The sequence below is a fragment of the bacterium genome (assembly GCA_035559435.1).
Taxonomy (GTDB): Bacteria; Zixibacteria; MSB-5A5; order WJJR01; family WJJR01; genus JACQFV01.
On sequence record DATMBC010000046.1, the window covers coordinates 1 to 22,690 of the forward strand.

16 protein-coding genes are annotated in these 22,690 nt (G+C 64.3%); 10 read left to right on the forward strand and 6 right to left on the reverse strand.

Annotation, left to right across the window (positions count from 1 at the left end):
* From VNN55_05110 to VNN55_05130, 5 genes are all read right to left on the reverse strand, one after another.
* A partial coding sequence (locus tag VNN55_05110) for a homocysteine S-methyltransferase family protein (GenBank protein HWO56925.1) occupies positions 1-1,139 on the reverse strand: 1,139 nt, incomplete at its 3' end.
* Positions 1,140-1,154: 15 nt separating this feature from the next.
* Positions 1,155-2,120 carry a methionine synthase gene (locus VNN55_05115; protein HWO56926.1) on the reverse strand — a complete coding sequence of 322 codons (966 nt, stop codon included), beginning with the start codon at positions 2,118-2,120 and terminating at the stop codon, positions 1,155-1,157.
* Positions 2,121-2,156: 36 nt separating this feature from the next.
* Positions 2,157-3,176, reverse strand: coding sequence for a hypothetical protein (locus tag VNN55_05120; GenBank protein HWO56927.1), 1,020 nt, complete (start codon positions 3,174-3,176; stop codon positions 2,157-2,159).
* Positions 3,177-3,247: 71 nt separating this feature from the next.
* Positions 3,248-4,459 carry a chorismate synthase gene (aroC, locus tag VNN55_05125; protein ID HWO56928.1) on the reverse strand — a complete coding sequence of 404 codons (1,212 nt, stop codon included), beginning with the start codon at positions 4,457-4,459 and terminating at the stop codon, positions 3,248-3,250.
* Between the two features lie 4 nt (positions 4,460-4,463).
* Positions 4,464-6,497: an ATP-binding protein gene (locus tag VNN55_05130; protein ID HWO56929.1), complete on the reverse strand. Its 2,034-nt coding sequence runs from the start codon at positions 6,495-6,497 to the stop codon at positions 4,464-4,466.
* Between the two features lie 157 nt (positions 6,498-6,654).
* On the opposite strand from VNN55_05130, the gene VNN55_05135 reads away from it, so the two are divergent.
* Together VNN55_05135 and VNN55_05140 are read left to right on the forward strand one after the other, a co-directional pair.
* Positions 6,655-8,637, forward strand: a complete 1,983-nt coding sequence (locus VNN55_05135) for a DUF2723 domain-containing protein (protein ID HWO56930.1) — start codon at positions 6,655-6,657, stop codon at positions 8,635-8,637.
* 41 nt (positions 8,638-8,678) lie between these two features.
* Complete coding sequence (locus tag VNN55_05140; protein ID HWO56931.1) at positions 8,679-9,236, forward strand: hypothetical protein; 558 nt, start codon at positions 8,679-8,681, stop codon at positions 9,234-9,236.
* Between the two features lie 3 nt (positions 9,237-9,239).
* Here VNN55_05140 and moaC read toward each other — a convergent pair whose 3' ends face one another.
* A complete protein-coding gene (moaC, locus tag VNN55_05145; protein ID HWO56932.1) occupies positions 9,240-9,728 on the reverse strand; it encodes a cyclic pyranopterin monophosphate synthase MoaC in 489 nt (162 codons plus the stop codon).
* Between the two features lie 219 nt (positions 9,729-9,947).
* Between moaC and VNN55_05150 the strand changes: the two genes are divergently transcribed.
* The 8 genes from VNN55_05150 to VNN55_05185 all read left to right on the forward strand — a co-directional run.
* Positions 9,948-12,218 (forward strand): M14 family zinc carboxypeptidase, encoded by a 2,271-nt coding sequence (locus VNN55_05150; GenBank protein HWO56933.1) that lies wholly within the window; start codon positions 9,948-9,950, stop codon positions 12,216-12,218.
* A gap of 109 nt (positions 12,219-12,327) precedes the next feature.
* Positions 12,328-14,670: a M1 family aminopeptidase gene (locus VNN55_05155; protein HWO56934.1), complete on the forward strand. Its 2,343-nt coding sequence runs from the start codon at positions 12,328-12,330 to the stop codon at positions 14,668-14,670.
* A gap of 304 nt (positions 14,671-14,974) precedes the next feature.
* Positions 14,975-15,289 (forward strand): hypothetical protein, encoded by a 315-nt coding sequence (locus tag VNN55_05160; protein HWO56935.1) that lies wholly within the window; start codon positions 14,975-14,977, stop codon positions 15,287-15,289.
* A gap of 242 nt (positions 15,290-15,531) precedes the next feature.
* Positions 15,532-16,191 (forward strand): succinate dehydrogenase cytochrome b subunit, encoded by a 660-nt coding sequence (locus VNN55_05165; GenBank protein ID HWO56936.1) that lies wholly within the window; start codon positions 15,532-15,534, stop codon positions 16,189-16,191.
* 14 nt (positions 16,192-16,205) lie between these two features.
* A complete protein-coding gene (locus VNN55_05170) occupies positions 16,206-18,122 on the forward strand; it encodes a fumarate reductase/succinate dehydrogenase flavoprotein subunit (GenBank protein HWO56937.1) in 1,917 nt (638 codons plus the stop codon).
* A gap of 2 nt (positions 18,123-18,124) precedes the next feature.
* The gene (locus tag VNN55_05175) at positions 18,125-18,907 is read left to right on the forward strand and encodes a succinate dehydrogenase/fumarate reductase iron-sulfur subunit (GenBank protein HWO56938.1); all 783 of its coding nucleotides are present in this window, start codon (positions 18,125-18,127) and stop codon (positions 18,905-18,907) included.
* Between the two features lie 113 nt (positions 18,908-19,020).
* Positions 19,021-20,055, forward strand: a complete 1,035-nt coding sequence (mtnA, locus tag VNN55_05180; protein HWO56939.1) for an S-methyl-5-thioribose-1-phosphate isomerase — start codon at positions 19,021-19,023, stop codon at positions 20,053-20,055.
* Between the two features lie 455 nt (positions 20,056-20,510).
* Positions 20,511-22,690 (forward strand): hypothetical protein (locus tag VNN55_05185; protein HWO56940.1); only part of this gene is annotated, 2,180 nt, incomplete at its 3' end.

The window sequence follows — 22,690 nt, forward strand, 5'->3', positions numbered from 1 at the left end:
CGGGCCATCGGCGAGTCGCCGATGTTGACCGCATCGGCGCCGGCGGCGCGGCAAAGACGCGCCCCGTCGATGATCTTGGCCGGATTGGTGCCCTTCGGCGGATCGAGTTCGACCGACACCTGAAAGCGGCGTCCGAGGTCAGAGGCGAATCGCGACTTGCTGCGCGCGGTCGCGCCCGCCGCGGACCGTTCGGCCGGCGGCGTTGAGACGAATGTCACCGATTTAGGGCCCGCGGCGGCCGGCCTCCAGCCGGCGAGGACATCGCGCATCGCGGCGATGTGGTCCGGGGTGGTGCCGCAGCAGCCGCCGATTAAACGCACCCCCTGCGCCAGAAATGCCCCGGCGATTCCGGCAAAGTAGGCCGGATGCGACGGATAAACAAAACGGCCATCGACCAGCCGCGGCATGCCGGCATTCGGCATCGCCGCCAGCGGCTTGCGCACAACCGGCGCCAGACGCGCGATCACCTCCAGCATTCCCTGCGGGCCGACCGAACAGTTGGCGCCGATGACATCGACGGGCAGCTCATTGAGAAAAGCGCCGATCTCCTCGGGGGAGCGCCCGGTGAAGGTGGCGCCCTCGTCAGTAAAGGTCATCTCGGCGACAATCGGCAGATCGGTCAGCGCGCGGATCGCGTCAACCGCGGCCGACATCTCGGCCGGGTCGGAGATGGTCTCGATGATGAACAGATCGACGCCGCCTTCCAGCAGCGCGGCGGCCTGTTCGGCGAAGGCCTCCTGTGCCTGGCGCGGCGTGATCGTCCCCAGCGGCGTGAGGTTTTTGCCCAGCGGACCGATCGCGCCGGCGACAAAGACATCGGCGCCGATGATTTCGCGCGCCTCGCGGGCGATGCGCGCCCCCTCGTAATTGATGTCGCGGACGCGGCCCTCGAGGCCATGGTGCGCCAGACGCACCCGATTGCCGCCGAAGGTGTTGGTCTCGATCAGTTGCGCACCGGCGCGCAGGTAGTCTTGATGGATGCCCAGGACGATGCCGCGCTCGCTGAGATTGAGCGCATCGAATGCGCGTTCGAACGACACCCCGCGGCTGTAGAGCATCGTCCCCATGCCGCCATCGGCCAGCAGCGGCGCGTCGGCCAGACGCTGCAAGAATGGATGACGGGATCTGTCGTTGGACATCGGCTCTGCCATTGCTCAGGCCAGCCCGAGTTCCCGTTTCACTTCGCGGGTCGCCTCGACCATGACGCGCAGTTTGTCGATCGCCTCGGGCACCGTGCGTGTCTTCAGGCCGCAGTCGGGGTCGATCCAGACCTGTTCGGGATCAAAGACGGTCAGGGCGCGTTTGATCGCGTCCTTGACTTCACGCACGCTTTCAACGCGGTGCGAATGCACATCGATGACGCCGACGCTGATTTTCCTGGTGAACTTCGGCCGGCGGAAGATTTCGAGGTTGGCAAACTGTGAGTTGGCGAATTCGAGGTCGAGCACATCGACTGGCAGATCGAGGATGCGCGGGTAGATGCGGGCGAAGTCGCCGTAACAGATGTGGCTGATGGTGGTGGCGCGGATGCCGTCGGTGACAATCCCCATCGCCTCGATCGCCAAATCGATCTCGGCCGGACGGGTCGAGATGGCGGGCTCGTCGATCTGGATGTAGCGCGCCCCGGCCTCCTCCAGATCACGCACTTCCTGATGCACGATCTCGGCCAACGCCAGCACGGCGTCGCGGCGGGACGCATAGAACTCATCGAACGACCAGTCGCACATCGTGTACGGCCCGGTGAGCATCCCCTTGACCGGCCGGGCGGTGAGCGACTGGGTCCAGCGATAGAAGTCGACGGTCATGGCATGGGGACGCGCCAGGCGTTCCTGAATGATGGGCTTGCGATAGTAGCGGTTGCCGTACGAACGGACCAACCCCGAAACGCCATAGCCGTCCAACTGCTCAGCGAAAAACGTGGTCATGTCGCCGCGTTCCATTTCGCCGTGGACCAGGATGTCGACGCCGAGATCCTCCTGAATTCTGATCCACTCGCGGGTGGCCTGTTCTTCGAGGGGGCGCAGCGATTCGGGCGACGCCTCCCCCTTGCTGACGGCGTTGCGGGCCCGGACAAGGTAGTCGGGCTTGGGGAATGATCCGACACTGGTGGTCTCAAGCATCAGTTGGCTCGCTTTGGCTGGGGGGGTCAGGGCCGCTCAGACGGTTTCTTCGATGCGCGCGGGCGCAAACTGCGCGACCGCCTCGCCGATTAGGCGCATCTTGGCGATGGCGTTTTTGTAAGGCAGAAACTCCAGCGCCGCCGACGGAGTGATCCAGCAGACCGGCCAGTGGGCGGCGCCGGCGTCGGCGAGCGTGTCCAATCGTTGCTGCAGCCAGTCAGGGCTTTCCATCCGGGTGGAGCGCGCATCAACAAGCCCGAAGGCACGTCCGAGCGTGCGCGGCCCGCGCTGGAGAATGTCGAAGTTCTCCGGGGCGGTCACGCAATCGGCGCCGAGGGCCTGGGCGTTGATGTCCCAGATGCGTTCGGCCACCGGCGCCAGTGAACCGAAGTAGGTGAAGACGAATGTTTTGACGCCCACGCCGCTGATGGCGGCGTTGATGGCATCGACGGCGACGCCGGCATCCTCGGGGTGGACCGAAAGAAACGGTTCATCCAGTTGCACCCAATCCGCGCCGGCGGCGGCCAGCGCCTCGAGTTCGCCGCGCACCAGACGGGCGCAGTCGTCGTAGAGCGCCTTGCGTCCGCCGTAATTCTCATCGATGCAAAAACGCGCCAGCGAATACGGCCCGCAGACCGACGGCATCACCGGATGGTCGCTCAGACGGCGCAGGAGACGAAAGTCATCGATGACCGCCGAGCGCACAAACCGCACCGGACCGGAAATCGTCGGGCGGCGGTAGTAGACATTGTTGTCGAAGAAACGGATCAGTCCGCCGATGGCGAAGCCGTCATGCGCGGCGGCAAACGGCGTCACCGGATCATCCCAGCGGATGCGGCCATCGGTGACGCGCCCGAAACCGCAGGCGATCTGGTCGTCGACGACCCCTTTGATGGTACGCTCCACCACCTGCTCGAACTCAGCCGGCGTGATCGCGCCCTTGTCGAGGCGATTGCGCGCCAGACGCAGGTTGAATTCGGCGCCGGCGCGTCGCCGGTCATCGAAAATCTTCGGCTGGTTGCCCACCAGCAGCGGCGCAAAGAGACGTTCGCTCACGTTGCTCCTTTCGGCAATCGAACAGCCGGCGGCGACCCGTAGTCCGCCGCCATCAGGACAAGTCCTGGCGATTATACGTCGAAACGGTCGATCCGGGAACGATAGATTCGCAGGCGTTCGCGCAGATCGGACATCGCCCCGGCGCCGAAGGCGGTCAGATAGGCATCGGCCAGCGTCAGGGCCGCCATCGCCTCGCAGACGATCGCCGCCGCCGGCACCGAGCAGATGTCGGAGCGCTCGACGAAGGCGGCGGCGGCCTTCTTGGTATGAATGTCGACCGAGGCCAATGGCTTATTGAGCGTGGAGATCGGCTTGGCATAGGCGCGCAGGACGATCGGGGCGCCGTTGGACAGCCCCCCCTCCAGCCCGCCGGCGCGGTTGGTGGCTCGGTAAAAGCCGGAGGCCAGCGGCGCGCGGGAGGGATCATAGTGGATCTCGTCATGCACGGTCGATCCGCGTCGGGCCGCCTGCGCGACACCATCGCCGATCTCCACCGCCTTGATCGAGTGCACTGACATCAACGCCTGCGCGAATTGGCCATCGAGTTTGGTGGTCCACTGCGTGTGATCGCCCAGCCCCGGCGCCACGCCTTCGATGACAACCTCGATCACGCCGCCGAGCGTGTCGGCGGAGGCAGCCGCCTGACGGATGTCGTCGTACATCGCCGCCGAAACCGCGGGGTCGATACAACGCACTTCCGAATCGGCGGCGCGTGCACGGATCTCGGCCACCGTCAGGGTCGTCGGCGGCAGCGCCACCCCGCCAATCCTCACGACATGGCAGGCGGTCTCCACGCCGAACTCGGACAGCAGCATCTTGGCGAAGGCGCCGGCGGCCACGCGGACGGCCGTTTCGCGGGCGGAGGCGCGTTCGAGGACATTGCGCAGATCGGCCCAATGGTGCTTCTGCGCTCCGGCGAGATCGGCATGCCCCGGGCGCGGCACGGTGCGCGGACGGGACAGTTCCGCCTCGCGCTCGCCGGCGGGCGCCGGACGCTCCTCGGTCACCGCCATCGCCGACTGCCAGTTGGCCCAATCCTTGTTTTCGATGCGGAAGGCGATCGGGGAGCCGAGCGTCACCCCATGACGGACCCCGGCGGTGATCTCGCAACGGTCCTGCTCGATCTTCATCCGTCCGCCGCGTCCGAATCCCTTCTGCCGTTCGGCCAGATCGCGGGCCAGACGGTCGAAATCGACACGCAAGCCGGAGGGCATGCCTTCGAGGATGCCGGTCAACTGGGGGCCGTGGGATTCACCGGCGCTGCGAAAGGTGAGCATCGTCATCGGTTTACTTGTTGTCGGCCGCCGGCGGCAGTTTCACCAGCGCCCGTGTGCCGCGCTCGCGTCCGGGGACCGGCGAGAGCAGATCGATGGTGCCGTCATGATCCTGCACAATCCGGTGCGTGATCGCCAACCCCAATCCGGTGCCGCCGGCGCGGGTGGTGAACCAGGGTTCAAAGACGCGCGCCAGCGCCTCGGGCGCAATACCCGAACCGGTGTCATCGATCGTCAGACGGACCTGGCCGTCGACCCGTTCAACCGCGACTTCAATCGTGCCGCCGGCCGGCGTGGCGGCCAGGGCATTGCGCAACAGGTTCCAGACCGCCTTGCGCAGTTCGTCGGCCACACCGTCAACCTTGCAGCCGTCGGCCAACGACACTTTGAGCGCGACGGGAACCTTGTCGGCCTCCAAACGCGCCATCTGCGTGATCTCGCCGGTCAATTCGCCGAGGTCAACGGTCTTGCGCGGCTGGCTGGAGGGCCGTGCCAATGAAAGGAAGTCCTCGACGATGGTGTTCAACCGCTTGGATTCATTCCAGATCGTGTCGGCGAAGGAGGCATTCTGCGAGCCGGAAAGCTCAAGCTTCAACTGTTGCGAGGCCAGCGCGATCGCGTTTAACGGATTGCGTATCTCATGGGCGACTCCGGCGGCCAACTGACCCATGGCGGAGAGACGCTCGGCGCGGCGCACCTGCAAGGCCATTGCCCGCGCATCGGTCTCGTCGCGCACCACCGCCACCGCGCCGACACGGTTCCCCTGGCTGGTAACCAGCGCGGTCGCCGAGTAGACGAACGTTCGTTCGCCGCGCGCGGTGCGGCATCGCACTTCCCGATCACGCAGGGGACGCGCCGAAGCCATCGCCTCGTCCAGACCAAAGGAGGCGGGCAGGACAGCGTCGAACCGCTGCCCGCGGATGTTGGCGATGGCCACACCGAACCAACGCTCGCCGGTCGGGTTGAGGATCGTCAGGCGTCCCTCCCCGTCGACAGCGATCACCGCCTGATCGATGGCGTCGAGAACCCGTCCGGTCAGCGTCTCCACTTCCCGATACGATTGCCCCAGCGCCCGCAACGACCGTCGCACGACCACAAAGGCGCTGACGGCGGTTGAAAAGAGAATCAACAGGAGCGCGGTGAGACCAAATTGCAGGGTCAGCCGGTCGACGGCATTGTCGACCGCGGTCAGACTCAGGCCGACACGGAACATCCCGGAGGGCAGGTCGGTGGAGAGAAACGGGGCGGCGGCCTCGACCACCGGGGTGCCTTCAAAGATGATTTCGCGGGTGGAGGGAGCGTCGTTCTCCAGCACCGTGACCAGAAAACTGTCGGCGGCCAACTTCAACAGTGGCTTTAAAGGACGCGAGGCAAAGACAATCCCATCAGGGGCTTGCAGGACGATGTAATTGATGCCTGACTGCCGCCCGATCTCCTGAATCAGCTCACCGACTCCGGAAATCGAGGCGGCGCTGCCGGGACGCGGCAGGTTCCAGAGCGCCGCCGCACCGCCACGAGAGAGGAATCCGATCCCATGCCAGCGGATCTGCTCGAGACTGTCGCGCAGCTGCAGCGACACGGTTTCATCGGTCTGCATCCAGGCATCGGGTTGCAGGGAGGCATCGGCGGCGATCAGATGCGACAGTTCCGCCGGGGCGGCAATGACCTTCCCCCCTTCCCAGACACTGATGCCATCGACATCGAGGGTGGCCGCCAGCGAGGCCAGCGTGCGCGTGTCGATGCGCGACGGGGCCAATTGCTCCAAGAGCGTGCGGGCCCGTTCGGCCTGGGTCTCGCGCTCAAGCCGTTCGACCAGTGTCCCGGTGGCCAGAGAGTATTGCGAGGCGAGGATCAGCGACTGCAGAAGCGCCAGCGACTGGCGTTCGGTCTCGGCGACCAGGGCCTGGCGCATGCTTCGCACACCTAGGGTGGCCCAGGTCAGAAACAGAAGCGCGAGGATCAGACCGATGACCCCGATGGTGGCGACGATCGGACGGATGCGGACAGTGCGGGGCCAGGGGCGGTAGTCGGGATCGGCGGCGGGCATGGGGATCGGCTCCGCAGGGATAATACCCTCAGGCGGCAAAAGATCAACGTCCAACACAAAGTCGCAAACCCCGGCGGCAATTTGTCCGATAATAGAGGAGATGCCGGCTTCGCCGGCGCGAGATGGCCGCAGACGGCCCAACCGGGAGCGCTGACCGTTGTCTGACACCTTTGCGTCGTACTCGCCTTCGCTGGAAGAGCTGCACCGGGACCGCGAGCGCTCCACCAACGCGGCCTGGCTTTTGGCCACGATGGTCTTCATCGTCGGACTGCTTTTGTATGTCGCGACGATGTGCCGCACAGTGTTCTGGTGGGACACCGGCGAACTGGCCGCCAATGCCCACGTGCTCGGCATTCCGCACCGTCCGGGGTTTCCGCTGTATGTGCTGATCGGACGGGTCTTCTCGCTCTCGCCGTTCGGGGACATCTTCTATCGTGTCAATTTCCTCTCGGCGTTGTCGGCGGCGATCGGGCTGGGATTTTTGGCCTACGTCTGGCATTCGCTCTTTGTCCATTGGTGGCGCAAGGCCGCCTGGTGGGAGATTGTCCTGCCGATCGCGGTGGCATTGACCACAATTGCCGGGACCTACACGCTGTGGATGCAGGCGGCGCGTGCCGAGGTCTATGCGCCGACCCTCCTGGCAGTCTGCCTGATGCTGGCGCTGGCGGCGGGCGCCGACCGTGCCGCGCGCCGTGGCGACCCACAACTGTCCCGCTGGGTGCTGGCGGCGGGACTGGTGGCCGGATTGGGGCTGGGGTTGCACAACGCCACCTTCGCCTCCACCCTGCCGGCGTTCGCGATCTTTTTCGCGCTGCTGATGCGCCGTGCCCAGACCGGCCTTTGGCTTTGGGCGGGCGCGCTGCTCATGTTCCTTATCGGGCTTTCGGTCTACCTGTATCTGCCGATCCGTGCCGTCGCCAATCCGCCGCTCAACTGGGGCTGGGCCGCCAGCGCGCCGTCGCCGGGATGGGGCGGGGTTGTCGGCATCGATGCCCTCGATGACGTCATCGCCACACGGGCCGGAACGTTCTTCTCCCACGCGCTAAAATCCTTCGCGCTGCTGTTGGATGAGTTGCAGTGGGGAATCGCAGTCCTCACCGCCGCCGGGATTGTGGGCCTGTGGCGCAAATCGCGCCGCTGGACGATTCTGGCGCTGCTCATCATTGTTGGCAATGTCACGGTCACGGCGCTGCTGGTGAGCGATTTCAATGAGACCAATCCCGATATTCACGGCTATCTGCTGGCGGCGCTGGCGATGGTCGGCTTTCTGGTGGCGGCCGGAATCGCGTCATTGATCGTGGCGTTCAGTTATCTGCATCTGCCGATGCCGACCCGCGGGTTGCGTGTGGCGGTGGCCACCGCGGCGCTGGGCTCGCTGGCGCTGCTGGGCGCCGCGCCGCTGGTGATCAACGCGCCCTACTGCAATCTGGTGGACCACCGTCTGGCCTACGACTACGGCACCGAAGCCACCGCCGATCTGCAACCGAACGCGACGGTGTTTGTCTCCGACGCCAACATCGACTTTGTCCTGCGCGGATTGCAGTACTGCGACCAGTGGCGCCCCGATGTCCGGGTCATCAACCGTGACCTGCTGCCGGCGGCCTGGTATCGCGACTGGGTCTTTCGTCAGTTTCCCGATCTGGCGGCCATCGCGATCCCGGCCGACACGACGCGACTCTATGTCGACCGCTGGGCGATTCAATTGGCGCAGGCCGGCGCGCCGGTGTATTGGGAGTTCACCGAAACATCGATGCGCCTGATTTATCACCTCATCCCGGCCGGCCACTTCTTCCGTGTCTCCCCCGACTCGGTGCCGCAGGTCGACGCGCGGATGATCCGTCAACAGGAGGATTTTGAACGCCAGTCGCGTTTCTTCAACGCCACCGAGGCGATCCGCCGCGACTTCGACGCGCAGCGGGTCTATGTCGCCGGCTTGTATCGCGCCGGCATCTTCTATGACACCCGCGGGCATTATGATCGCGCCCGCGAGTTGTTCCAACGGGCGTTGACGATCCACTCCGACGCCGGCGAGCGCAAGCGGCGCGGGCGTTCCTCCGGGCAGGGACTGAGCCAATCGCCACCGCCGGACAGTGTCGCCACGGATCCGGCGGCGCTTGACCGGATGTCAAAGTCCCAATAAACTGGCCAACCTTTGCGTTCTCCGGATGTGTAAGTGGTACAATGAGACCGATGCGCCAACCCGATGGATCCCGAGCACTGGGTCTGCTGCTGGGCCTGACGTGCTGGCTGTGCGCGCCGGCGCCGGCCGCGGCGCAATCGTCGCTGCCGGCCGAGACCGCGTATGTGGTCACCGTGCAGACCGACCGTACCGACTCCCTCCACTGGGAAGTGCTGGTCAGCCTGGACAACCCCGGACCGGTCGCGGCGTTGACATTGCCGCTGCGCTGGGGACAGGGACGGCCGGACTACCGGATTGACTCGGCCAACTACTTTGGGCTGCGCACGGAGTACTTCGCCCTGAAGACCTTCCGTGTTGATTCCACGGCGCAAACCGTCTTGATCGGGTTGATTTCCGATCTGGGCGGGAATCGGCCGCCGCTGGCGCCCGGATCGGGAGGCATTGCGCGTTTGTTCTTCACCGCACGGGCCGGCCAACTCAGCGATCCCCTGCTTCCCGACACCACTTTCATCCGTCCACACAACACGCTGCAACTGGTGACGCCCGATGTCCGGGCCATCCACCCGCGCTTTGTGCAGATCGGCCTTCCGATCAATTGAGCGTCAGGGCGCCGGCGGCGCGGTGTAGTCGGACTTGCCGCCGGTCTTTTCGATCAGTCGGATCGGACCCAGCACCATCCCCTTGTCGATCGCTTTGAGCATGTCGTAGATCACCAGCAGCGCGACGCTGCAGGCGGTCAGGGCCTCCATCTCGACGCCGGTGCGTTCGTCGGCTGAGACCGAAACGGCGACGCGGATGACGGCCTCGCCCGGGACATGGGTGATGTCGATGTCGACGACATTGAGCCGCAAGGGGTGGCACAGCGGGATCAGGTCGGAGGTCTTCTTGGCGGCGGCGATGCCGGCCAGCCGCGCCGCTTCGAAGGGGTTTCCCTTCGGGACAGTTCCCTGGTCAAGCGCGGCGGCGGCGGCGGGGCCGATGCGCAGCTCCCCTTCGGCGCGCGCGGTGCGGCGGCTTGGCGACTTGCCGCCGATGTCGACCATGCGGGCGCGCCCGGCGTCATCGTAATGGCTTGGTGTCCGTTCAGACATTCTGACAATTAAGATATCACATACCGCCGGTGGGTCCAAGCGGCACAAAATGGCGGCTTGTGATGTTTCCCGAATGGCGTATCTTGCCGGTGTTGGCCCGCCGGTTGCAGGGCCGTTCTGTACGGTGGTTTGGAGCAGCGTTTTTCGTACTTCCCGGCTCCCCACGCCACATTTCACGCGGTTGTGTCGATAACAATTAAGTAGGGATGGGAGAGAGGCATGCGCAGTGTACGCGTAGGATTGTTGGTTGTGGCCATGCTGGCGGCGCTGGCCGGCACGGTGGAAACGGTGTGGGCCCTGGACGCTGCCGACATGGAATTCCTGAATAAGAAGATCGTCGCGCGCTGGAACATCACCGGCAAAGGTCAGATCGAGGCGGCGTTGGCGCGCGGGGTGGACATTCTCGAAGACCATCCGAACTACGCGGCCGGGGCGTTCACGGTCCTGGTCTCGGCGGACGAACTGGACCGGTTGCGCGCCGACGGCTACAAACTCGACGTGCTGGATCCCGACTGGTATGCGAGTTATTCCGCCAAGTCGAGCGCGACCATGGGCGGCTTCCTCACCTGGGCGGAAGCGGTGGGCGGCTTCAACTCGAAGCTCGACTCCTTTCACACCGCCTATCCGTCCATCACCACCGCGAAATTCTCAATCGGTGATTCGTATGAGGGCAATCCGCTGTGGGCGATCAAGATTTCCGACAACCCCGACGTCGATGAGAGTGAGCCGGAGATCCTGTTTACCGCCGTGCACCATGCGCGCGAGCCGATCGGCATGGAAGTGGTCCTGCACACGATCCGCACGCTGATGTTCAACTACGGCACTGATCCGGTCATCACGCAGCTGGTCAACGAACGCGAAATCTATGTGCTGCCGTTCGTCAACCCGGATGGCTACCTCTATAATGAGATGATCAGCCCCACCGGCGGCGGGATGTGGCGCAAGAACCGTCGGATTGTGCAGACCACACCGACGATTGTCTATGGCACCGACCCGAACCGCAACTACGGTCACATGTGGGGATTCGACAATGTTGGCTCCTCCCCCAACCCGTCCAGCGACACCTACCGCGGCCCGAGCGCCTTTTCCGAGCCGGAGAATCAGTTGGTGCGCGACTGGGTGCAGAGCCGCAACTTCGTCATCGCGGTCAATTACCATTCCTACTCCAACTTGTTTCTCTGGGCCCCGGGGTATGACGAGTTCTATACCGCCGACGAGCCGCTGTTTCGCGCGATGGGGGACTCGGTCACCAGTTTCAACGGCTACAGCCCGCAGCCGGGTTGGGCGCTGTATGTGACCAACGGCGATTCGGACGACTGGATGTACTTTTCCGAAGGAATCCTGTCGTTTACGCCCGAAGTCGGTTCGGGCAGCGACGGGTTCTGGCCGAATCCGGCGCGCATCCCGACACTGGTCAACGAGAATATACCGGGCAATCTGCTCCTGATCGATCTGGCTGACTCGCCGCAGCGCATTCTCCCGCCGGTGATGCCGACCTGGGTCTCACCCGACACCGTGACGGTCCCCGACTACACGCTGACCTGGTCCGACCCGGGCGGCCTCAATGGCGCGGTCGCCTTCCGTCTGACCGAACTCGTCGGCCGCGCGGTGATCACCGACTTCACCGACGATGACAGCCACTGGAATCTCGGCGGTTTCAGTTTGTCGCCGACGCGCGGCTACAACAGCACCGAGAGTTTCTGGGGCGGCTCCAGCAACAACCGGCGTGCCCGGCTGGTGGCCCGGAACTACTATCGCCCGGCGGCGGGCGACACGCTCCGGGCGCGGATGTGGTACAACATCGAGACCGACTGGGACTATGCCTACGCCGAGGTGTCCAATGACTTCGGCGCGAACTGGTACACTTTGCCCGGGAACGTCACCACCAACACCAACCCGCACGGAACCAATCGCGGCAACGGCATCACCGGCTCTTCGGGCGGCAATTTTGTCGAGGCCAAGTTCCCGCTGACCCCGTACATCGGCGAAGAGGTACTCATCCGCTTCTCGTATGAGACCGACGGCGCCGAACTGTGGGACGGCGTCTGGATCGACAACATTTCGCCGGTCGTGACCTTTGCCTCTGAGGTCGAACTGGAAGCGGCGACACCCGCCAGCACCTACCCGGTCACGGGCAAGGCGCCGGGTGACTACTTCTACACGCTGCGTTCCACCGACGCGCACGGCCAGCAGAGCGTGACCACGCCGCCGCATGTGGTGACCGTTGACTACGCCACTTGCGACTGCACCTGCCACGCCGATCCGTCGTGCGACGGCTCGGTCAACGTGCTGGACGTCATTGAGACGGTCAGCATCGCTTTCCGCGGCGCCACACCCACGATCGATGCCTCCTGCCCGCACGCTCCGGCGGGACGCGCGGACGTTAATTGCGATGGGGCGACCAGTGTGATCGACGTGGTCCGCGTGGTCGGAGTCGCGTTCCGCGGCGAAAACCCGGCCGTCAACTTCTGCGACCCCTGCAACCCGTAGCGTCTGACGCTGATGACTTGTGGAACGCGCCGCCACCGCGGCGCGTTTCGCATCTTAGGCGGCCGGATTCCGTTGGCGGATCCGCCGCGATCGTCTATCATCCACCCCGATGACTGCCACAACGACCATCAAACGGCGCCAATGCGGTCGGATCGGGCGTCTCATCATCCTGGCGATCAGTCTGTGCGCGGCCGATGATCTATCGGCCAAGACAATCACCCGGATTGCCGGCTGGGATCAGGCGGTTTACGACTCGCTTGACCATCCGACGATCGATCCGGCGCGGGTGTACGCGGTCCGTGCCGGGGCCGCATGGGCCGGCGATCTGGGGACCTGGATCTTTGAGTCGGGAACCATCCATCTGTTGCAGACGGTCGGCGGGCGTCCCACCGGATGCTACTTCACCGGTCAAGGCCGACTGCGGTATGAGCCACCCACCGGAATCGAGCGCGGGCAACTGGCCCGTTTCTGCGGCGACAGCATCCTCGAGTCCTCATTTATGCGCCTGTATGCCCGCTTCTTCGATTCACTGACGGCCGCGGGGTTGTGGGCCTGCCTCGATACGCTGGTGACGGAACCGCGTCTGCCGCGCGCCGGCGCGGTGCGTCAGTGGGAGGAGACCGCCAACGACGATCTCGCCGCCAATCTCGCGGCGCAGGGGTGGCGGATGCTGCTGCGCGATCCGGCGCCGAACACCTTCCTCTATCTGGCGGCCGATCTGGCCGGCCAACGTCAGCTGCACTTCATCCTGGATGAGGAAAACGAGGAAGCCATCAACCTGCTGCGTCGGCCGCAAGGCACGCCGGACCAGGGAGCGTTCGATCTTGTCTGCTCCTACGACCGTCGCCGTCGGCCCGACGAATCCGGCGCGCGCGCCGCGCTGGTCAACGGCGGATTTGCGATCGTCGAGTACGATTCCCGTGTGCTCATCCGATCCTCGGCCAAGGTGGAGCTCGATGTCATCGCGAAGGTCGTGCCGCGCCGCGACCGGTTCGGCGACATGGCGGTGACGCTCGCGCCGCGTCTGGATGTCGACTCGATTCTCCTCGACGGCCGTCCTCTCCCCTTCATCTACAATGACAAGGCCGGCTGGCTGGTCCTGCGCATCCCCGAGCCGCTGCGCCGCGGCGACACCACCGACCTGCGTTTCTTCTACCGGGGCGATCAGCTGCTGAACAAGTATCCGTGGGGCGACTTCGCGATCCGGTACACCACCCGCTGGGTGCCGGTTGGACGGCCGCTGGAACGCGCGCGCTACCGCACCGCGTTCACCTTCCCCAAACACTATGAACTGGTTTCGTCGGGGGAATTGTTGTCGGACAGCGTGCAGGGAGACTGGCGAACGAAGGTCTGGCGGACCTACAACCCCTCCTGCTTTGTCTCGTTCAACTACGGCAGTTTCGATATTCTCACTTCGACGATGATGGAAGGAACGCGTCTGGACATCTATCGGAGCCGCAATCATCCCACCGGCCTGTTTGCCGGCGACATCAAAAAGGCGGTGGCGGAGGACATCGAAGGGGCGGTGCGTCTCTTCAGCCGCTCCTTCGGGCCCTACCCCTGGCCGCACCTGGCCGCCACCGAGATTCCGGCGATTCACGGCCAGGGATTCCCGCAACTTTTGCATTTGGCCTGGTACTCGTTTGAGACCAGCCGCAAGGGGATCACCGACGCGTTCCGTGCCCATGAGGTGGCGCATCAGTGGTTCGGCCATCTGGTTGGCTGGTCCACGTATCATGACCAGTGGCTGTCGGAGGGATTTGCCGAGTACGCCGGGGCAATGTATGTGCAGGCGCGCAATCCCGGCGCGAAAGTGTTCTATGAACTCCTGAAGGACTGGCGCGATAATATCCTGCAGGTTGGGGGCCATGAGTTTTGGCATGAGGGACCGTCCGCGGCGCCGATCTGGCTGGGGACCCGCTGCTCGTCGATGCGCTCGCCAGGCTCCTACAGCAAGCTGGTGTATTCGAAGGGCGCCTATGTGCTGCACATGCTGCGCAATATGATGTACGATTACGAGCGCGGCTCCGACGATCGATTTCTGGCGATGATGCGCGACTATGTGTCGTCGTTTGCCCATCGCGACGCAACGACGCGGGATTTTCAAGCGGTGGTGGAACGGCATGTCGGCGCGGACATGCAGTGGTTTTTCGACCAGTGGGTTTATGGCACGCAGATTCCCCGCTATGAGTACTCCTGGGAGCGGGAGCGCGCCGACGATGGGACATGGACCGCGCGCGTGCGCATCGATCAATTCAACGTCGACTCCGCCTTTCGCGCCTTCATGCCGATCACGATCGTTTACGAGGACGGTCAGCGTACACGCCTTCTCGAAGTGACCGGGCCGCGTACCGAGTTTCGTTTCAGCGGGATGGCCGAACGCCCGCGCGACATTCGCTTTAACGATTACTACACGATTCTCTGTGAAGAGCGGATCGTCGCCAAACCGTGATCCGTGGCCGGGGAACTAATCGTCCCATCAAGGCGTAAAGCAATATGGGCGCCGTGCTTATGCTACGGGAGCCGTTATGGTGCAACTATGACCTGGCAAGGTTTTGCCATCGCATCGGACGCATGTGTGCTCAGTTGTGTCGATTTCGATTGACGGCGCGACTTCCGCGGTGATTATATACGTTCCGTCAGTTAACAGGTCCGATTCATCAACCCCAATCCAAGGAATCAGGATGTCACCCAGAACCGCTAAACGCAGTATGGAGGCGGGCGCGCGAACTGCAGCGGGACGGCCGCGGCGTCGCGTGACACGCCGCGGACGCAAACCCGCCGGCCCGAAGCAGCCGTTTTCCCTCATCCTCAATCCCGACGAACTGTCGATTCTGCGCAAGATGGCGCGCAAGGACGGCACCTCGGTCGCCAGCGTCATCCGCCGGGCGCTGCACACGGTCATCTTTCGCACCCATCCCGAACTCGCCAAAAGCGCGATCGAGCGCGAGGTCGACTCCTTTCTCGACAACGTCGGCGCGCGCTTTCCATCGGGGATCGCCAAGGGCGCCAAGCGCTCGCAGATCAAAAAGCAACTGGTGACCAACATTCTCAAGACCGGACGCAGTTAGCCGGGCTCCCATCCGATGCGGCCGCCGGACCAGCGGGTCCGGCGGCCGTGTCATTTTGAAGCGACGAAATTGCCAGAGAGGGGCAAAAACCCCTTGTACGGAAACGAGGGCGGCAATATCCTCGATCTCCCGCCTCGACGGGGATGGTTTAAGCCCATGTCAGCAACCGCCTTCAATCGAATGCACCCCGAATTGCTCGCAACTGCGCCATGCGGCACGTCCGGCGCCCGTGGGATCCCTGTATGTGGAATTCGACCGTCAGTCTGAAGATCATCGTCGCCCTCACCGGCGTCATCCTGCTGCTGTTTGTCATCGGGCACATGATCGGCAACCTTCAGGTCTTTCTGGGACCGGAGGTCTTCAACGCCTATGGCGAAAAACTGCGCGCGTTCCCGGCCCTGCTGTGGCTGGTGCGGGCGGTGATCGCCCTGACCGCGATCGTGCACATCGTGGTCACCATCCGTCTCACCCTGCTGAACAACGCCGCCCGGCCGATCGATTACGCCCAGAAACGGGCGGTGCGCGCCACACTGGCCTCACGCACGATGGTCTACTCCGGGCTGATGGTGCTGGCGTTCGTCGTCTACCACCTGGCCCACTACACCTGGAAGATCACCAATCCGCAGTACCAGAGGATGCTGGATGCCGGCGGGCGTCCCGACATTCATGCCATGGTGATCGCCGGGTTCTCCAATCCGCTCATCAGCGTCTCGTATGTCGTCGCCATGATCCTGCTGGGTTTCCACTTGTCGCATGGCATCGCCAGCGTCTTCCAGACCGCCGGCTGGGCGAGCACGCGCACGCTGCCGAAGATCGAGAAGGCGGCGACGGTCATTACGGTCATTCTCGTGTTGGGGTATATCTCGATTCCGATTTCGATACTCCTCGGCGTGGTCCGCTGAGGCAGGAGTGATCTATGCCGGTTCCTCCAAGCCGTGTTCCCTCGGGGCCGTTGGCCGAAAAGTGGAGCAAGCACAAGTTCGAGATGAAGCTGGTCAATCCGGCCAACAAGCGGAAGTTCACCGTGATTGTGGTGGGCTCGGGCCTGGCGGGCAGTTCCGCCGCGGCGTCGCTGGCCGAACTGGGCTACAACGTCGACTGCTTCTGCTACCAGGACAGTCCGCGGCGCGCGCACAGCATCGCCGCGCAGGGCGGCATCAACGCCGCCAAGAATTACCAGAACGACGGCGACAGCGTCTTTCGGCTGTTCTATGACACGATCAAGGGCGGCGACTTCCGCGCCCGCGAAGCCAATGTGTACCGTCTGGCGGAAGTCTCGGTCAACATCATCGACCAGTGCGTGGCGCAGGGAGTGCCGTTTGCGCGCGACTACGGCGGCCTGTTGGCCAACCGGTCGTTCGGCGGGGCGCAGGTCTCGCGCACATTCTATGCCCGGGGGCAGACCGGCCAACAGCTTCTGCTGGGCGCCTATTCCGCGCTCTCGCGCCAGATTGCGCTGGGCAAAGTGCGGATGCATCCGCGCACCGAGATGCTGGATTTGGTGGTGGTCGATAACACCGTGCGCGGCATTGTCACGCGCGACCTTGTCTCCGGCCGGATCGAATCCTGGTCGGCCGACGCGGTCGTGCTGGCCACCGGCGGGTACGGCAACCTCTACTTCCTCTCCACCATGTGCGCCGGCGCCAACGTCACCGCCGCATTCCGCGCCTACAAGCGCGGCGCGCTGTTTGCCAATCCCTGCTATGTACAGATCCATCCGACCTGCATTCCCGTCACCGGCGACCACCAGTCAAAACTGACGCTGATGTCGGAGTCGCTGCGCAACGACGGGCGCATCTGGGTGCCGAAGCGGCCGGGGGACAAGCGGCCGCCGAACCAGATTCCCGAGGACGAGCGCGACTACTATCTCGAACGGATGTATCCCTCGTTTGGCAACCTCTCCCCGCGCGACATTTCCTCGCGCGCGGCCAAGAAGGTCTGCGACGAGGGCCGCGGGGTGGGCGAGTTTGGACGCGGCGTCTACCTCGATTTTGCCGACGCGATCAAGCGCCTCGGCCGCAAGACCATCGAGGAGCGTTACGGCAATCTCTTCGAGATGTACGAGAAGATCACGGCCGAGAACCCCTACGAGGTGCCGATGCGGATCTACCCGGCGGTCCATTACACGATGGGCGGCCTGTGGGTGGATTACAATCTGATGAGCAACATTAACGGGCTGCATGTGATCGGCGAGGCGAACTTCTCCGACCATGGCGCCAACCGTCTCGGGGCCTCGGCGCTGATGCAGGGGCTAGCCGACGGATACTTCGTACTGCCCTACACCCTGGGACACTACCTCGCCACCACCAAGTTGACCAGGTTATCGCCATCCGATGCGGCGTTTCGCCAGACCGAGGCCGAGGTCCGGGCGCGCATCCAGAAACTCGTCAGCCTGAAGGGCACGCGCACGGTGGTCTCGTTTCATCGCGAATTGGGCAAGCTGATGTGGGATCTCTGCGGCATGGGACGCAACGCCGCCGGCCTGAAGGAAGCGCTCGCGAAGATACCGCCGCTGCGCGAGCGGTTCTGGAAAGAGGCGATCGTGACCGGCGCCGGCGAGGAATTGAACGTGGCCCTGGAACGGGCCGGCCGGGTCGCCGATTTTCTGGAGTTCGGCGAGTTGCTCTGTTACGACGCCCTCGAACGGGACGAGTCCTGCGGGTCGCATTTCCGCGAGGAGCATCAGACGCCCGACGGCGAGGCCAAACGCGACGACGAGCGGTTCTGCCACGTGGCCTGCTGGGAGTATCAGGGCGACGGCAACAAGCCGCTGCGGCATGTCGAGCCGTTGCAATTCGAGAATGTCGAGCTCGGAGTCAGGAGCTACAAATGATGATGAAGCTCACGTTGCATGTCTGGCGTCAGAAGAGCGCCACGGACAAGGGCAGGTTTGTCACCTACCACGCCGAGGGCATCAGCAAGGACATGTCCTTCCTCGAGATGCTCGATGTCGTCAATGAGGGCCTCATCGCCAAGGGCGAGGACCCGATTGCCTTTGATCACGATTGCCGCGAGGGCATCTGCGGGACCTGTTCGCTGGTGATCAACGGCGTGCCGCACGGTGGCGATCGCGGCACGACCGTCTGCCAGCTGCACATGCGCCGGTTCAAAGACGGCGACGTGATCCGTATCGAGCCGTGGCGGGCCAGGGCCTTTCCGGTCCTGCGCGACCTGATCGTCGACCGCTCGGCGCTGGACCGCATCATTCAGGCGGGTGGTTTCATTTCGGTCAGCACCGGCAATGCGCCTGACGCAAACACGATCCCGATCCCGAAGAAGGAAGCCGACCTGGCGATGGACGCCGCCGCCTGCATCGGATGCGGCGCCTGCGTGGCCGCCTGCAAGAACGCGTCGGCTTCGCTTTTCACCGCCGCGAAGATCTCGCAGTTGGCGCATCTGCCGCAGGGGCAGCCCGAACGCGACATCCGGGTGATCAGGATGGTCGAGCAGATGGACAGGGAGGGGTTCGGCTCCTGCACCAACACGTTTGAGTGCGAGGCGGTCTGCCCGAAGGAGATTTCGGTGCGGGTGATCGCGGAGATGAACCGCGACTATCGCACGGCGCTGCGCCGCGCCTGCCTCGGGCCCGAGCCCAAAGTGGCGGCCGGCGGGAATTGAGCGCGCCGAACAGTGATCTGCGAGGGCGGCCGTGGCCGCCCTTTTTTTTGCGGTCGCGGCGCCGCGGCAAGATTGACTTTCCCGCGCGCGGAGAATTGCGGATACTTGAACCGATGTCCAATCCCGAAGTCCAGATGACGTTTCAGACGCTGGCCTGGCGCGACGGCGCGCTGGAGTTGCTCGATCAGCGCGCGCTGCCGACGCGGGTGACGACAGTGACCTGCGCCGGCGTCATGGATGTCTTCGAGGCGATCCGCAATCTGACGGTGCGCGGCGCGCCGGCGATCGGCGTGGCCGCGGCCTACGGCATGGTCCTGTCGATCAGCGACGCCGCCGCATCGCTTGAGCGCGTCCGGGCGCAGTTGGACGAGGATGCGCGCCGCCTGAAGGCGGCGCGTCCGACCGCGGTCAATCTCATGTGGGCGGTCGACCGGATGATGCGCGCCGCGGCTGCGTCCGACGCGTACGACGCGGCCGGATTGAGAGACCATCTGGAGCGGGAGGCCATCGCCATCCACCGCGAAGACCAGGCGATGTGCCGCAAGATCGGCGAGATTGGGCTGCCGCTGTTTATCGACGGCATGAACATCCTGACGCATTGCAACGCCGGAGCGCTGGCGACGTCGGGAATTGGCACCGCGCTCGCCCCGATCTACTGCGCCCATGCGCGGGGGGTGCGTCTGCATGTCTTCGCCGATGAAACGCGTCCGGTCTGGCAGGGCGCGCGGCTGACGATGTGGGAGTTGATGCAACAAGGGGTGCCCTGCACCTTGATCACCGACAACACTGCCGCGTCGCTGTTTGCCAAGCAACGGATCGACGCGGTGATCGTCGGTGCCGACCGGATCGCCGCCAATGGGGACGTGGTCAACAAGATTGGCACCTACAACCTCGCGGTCCTGGCGGTCCATCATGGGGTCCCGTTTTATGTGGCCGCCCCCACCTCCACTTTCGATCCCGCCTTGCCGAACGGTCGGCACATCCCGATCGAGGAGCGATCATCGACCGAGGTGAGCAATGTCGGGCCGGTGCGTCTGGCGCCTCCCGGCGCGAAGATCTATTCTCCCGCCTTCGATCTGACACCGTCTGACTTGGTAACCGCGATTATCTCCGATCAGGGGATCACTCCGGGGGGGCGTGACGGCTGACCATGGCGAGGCGGATCGTATCGCCCTGCAAATCAGCGGGATACGCGCATTCCTTAACCCGATGGCTTGCCCACCCTGCGCCCACCTGCGGGCGAGTATCGATTTTATTTGACATTACGTCACCCCCCGCGTTAGCGTTGTGCTATAGCTGACAGTCTGAAGTGCTGTCAAGGGGGCCACTTACATACATGCTAGACATCGTGCTCGGTTTTGCCTCGTTGAATCAGCAGTTCGTCGGCAGTAGTACAGCAGTCTCAGACAGACTAAAGACCTGATCTGGCTGGAGTCGCGTAAGTCGCTCGTTTTGAGCGTGCGCCGAGACAGCAGGTGGCAACCTGTATGTAGTCGACACGGCGGATGCGACGAAGCAGAAAACCGTCTCCGCCCACCAACTCTGGATCATCTGACTTGTAATGTGAGGAACGCTGTACTTACCCACCCTAAGGAGGAGGACAATGCGAACCGAAAGTGGCTGTACCCGGCCGGGCGTGCTATGGCTGGTCTTGGCCATCATGCTGGTGCCCGGTTTGGCCGCGGCGCAGGTTGAGGCGCAGTTGGAGCCGTCGACGACGATGACGATCATGTCGCCGGACGCGATCGCCGCGCCGATGCAAATCGATCTGGATCAGTTGCGCAATGGATCGGCGACAAGCCCCGACGAAACTGACGGATCGCCGAATTGGCAGAATGGCAACGTCGGCGAACAGCAGGGCCATCTCGAAGAGGGCTGGTCGATCCCCTACCGCGCGCGGATCGAGAACATCCCGGTCGACTGCTACACCGGAAGCGACACGATCCGAATTGTGCTGGGATATGACATCAAGCACAGCGGCGCCCACGCGATCGATTTTCTGACCAGCTACAACCGTCTGCACATTCCGGGGTCGGCGTGCCAGTACACCGGCAATCACAACGTGGATTCGTACTTCCCCGATCCCACCTACGGCACCGCGCTGGCCGGGGGGGCGATCAACGATTGGACGCATGCCTATACGATCCCCTGCCCCGACTGCGATGACCCCTATGGCGATCTGCCCAACGGTATTCAGCCGCAGACTGCCTGCGCGGGTCTGCCCGCGGTGGAACGCCAGATGCGCATCTGGGGCGGCACGATCGTCAACATGTACTATGCCGACTATCCCCTCGGCACCGGCAACGGCAACAAGTGTGTGGAGAGCGAAGAGGGCGTTCTGACCGCCTCGCAGTCTGAGGCGCGGATGGTCGTGGTGATCGATCCGGCCGGCGAGAACGTGGTGCTGGCCTGGGGCGGCCACATCGCCAGCCGCGAGGATTGGGGATGCAAGGATGCCGGCGGCAACACCGTGCCATGCGCCTCGCTGGGCGCGGTGGCGCGCTCGGCCGGCGGTATCAGCGGTTCCCCCTATCATATGCGCCTGATCGACTGGGAAGGGTTTGCCGAGGCCGATTGCCCGACGCCGAACCTGGGCAACACCGACCGCTCGCTGTCGGCGGCCACGGTCTGCACCCCTCCCCTCATCTGCAGCATGAGCCCCGACAGTCTCATGATCTGTGAGGGCAGCAACGCGGCCTTCTGCGTCGACGTGAGCGGCGGCGCGGGGCCCTACACGTACTCGTGGTCCGGCCCGGGTTGCCCCTGCGGCACGGACTCCTGCATTTCGATCACCAACGCCGTGCCCGGCGACGCCGGCACCTACACCGTGACGATCACCGACGCCGAAGGCACGGAGACGAGCTGCACCGCGATCCTGGTCGTTGTTCCGAAGCCCAGCTGCGGCATTCAGGGACCGCTGGAAGTCTGCCCCTCCTCGACCGGACACACATACTCCGGCCCGACGGGCAACTTCAGCTACCAGTGGACAATCTCGGGCAACGGCAGCATTTCTGGCTCGAGCACCGGACAATCGGTCAGCGTCAGCGCCGGCGACACCTGCGGCGCCGATTTTGAACTGCGCCTGATTGTGTCCGAGCCGACGCTCGGCTGCGCCGACACCTGCACCTACACGGTCACTGTGGACGATACCGAGGATCCGACAGTCGTCTCCTGTCCGAACGATACCACAATCAACTGCACGGCCACCGGACTGCCGTTCGGGACTCCGTCGTTTGACGACAACTGCGACAACGCGCTGACCGTGACCGTCACACAGGACACCGTGCCCGGCAATTGTCCGGCCGAGAAGACGGTGACCCGTACCTGGACGGCGACCGATGACTGCGGCAACATTGTCACCTGCGATCAAGCGATCCGGATCCAGGATAACACCCCGCCGGTGATCACCTGCGCCGCCGACACCGTCATCGACTGCGCCGCCGCGGTGAACTTCGGCCAGCCCTCGGCGACCGACAACTGCTCCGATGTGACGATCAGTGTGCTGTCGACGATCGCCACACCGGGCGCCTGTCCGGCCGAGTCCAGTTACACCCGCACCTGGGTGGCAACGGACGCCTGCGGCAACGCCGACACCTGCTCGCGGACGATCACCAAGCAGGACAACACCCCGCCGGTGCTGAGCTGCCCGGCCGACACGACCATCGACTGCGCCGCGGTCCTGGCCTTCGGTGAGCCGTTCGCCACGGATGATTGCTCCGAGGTGACGATTCGTGTCCTTTCGACGATTGCCGCGCCCGGCGCCTGCGCCGCCGAGTCCAGCTA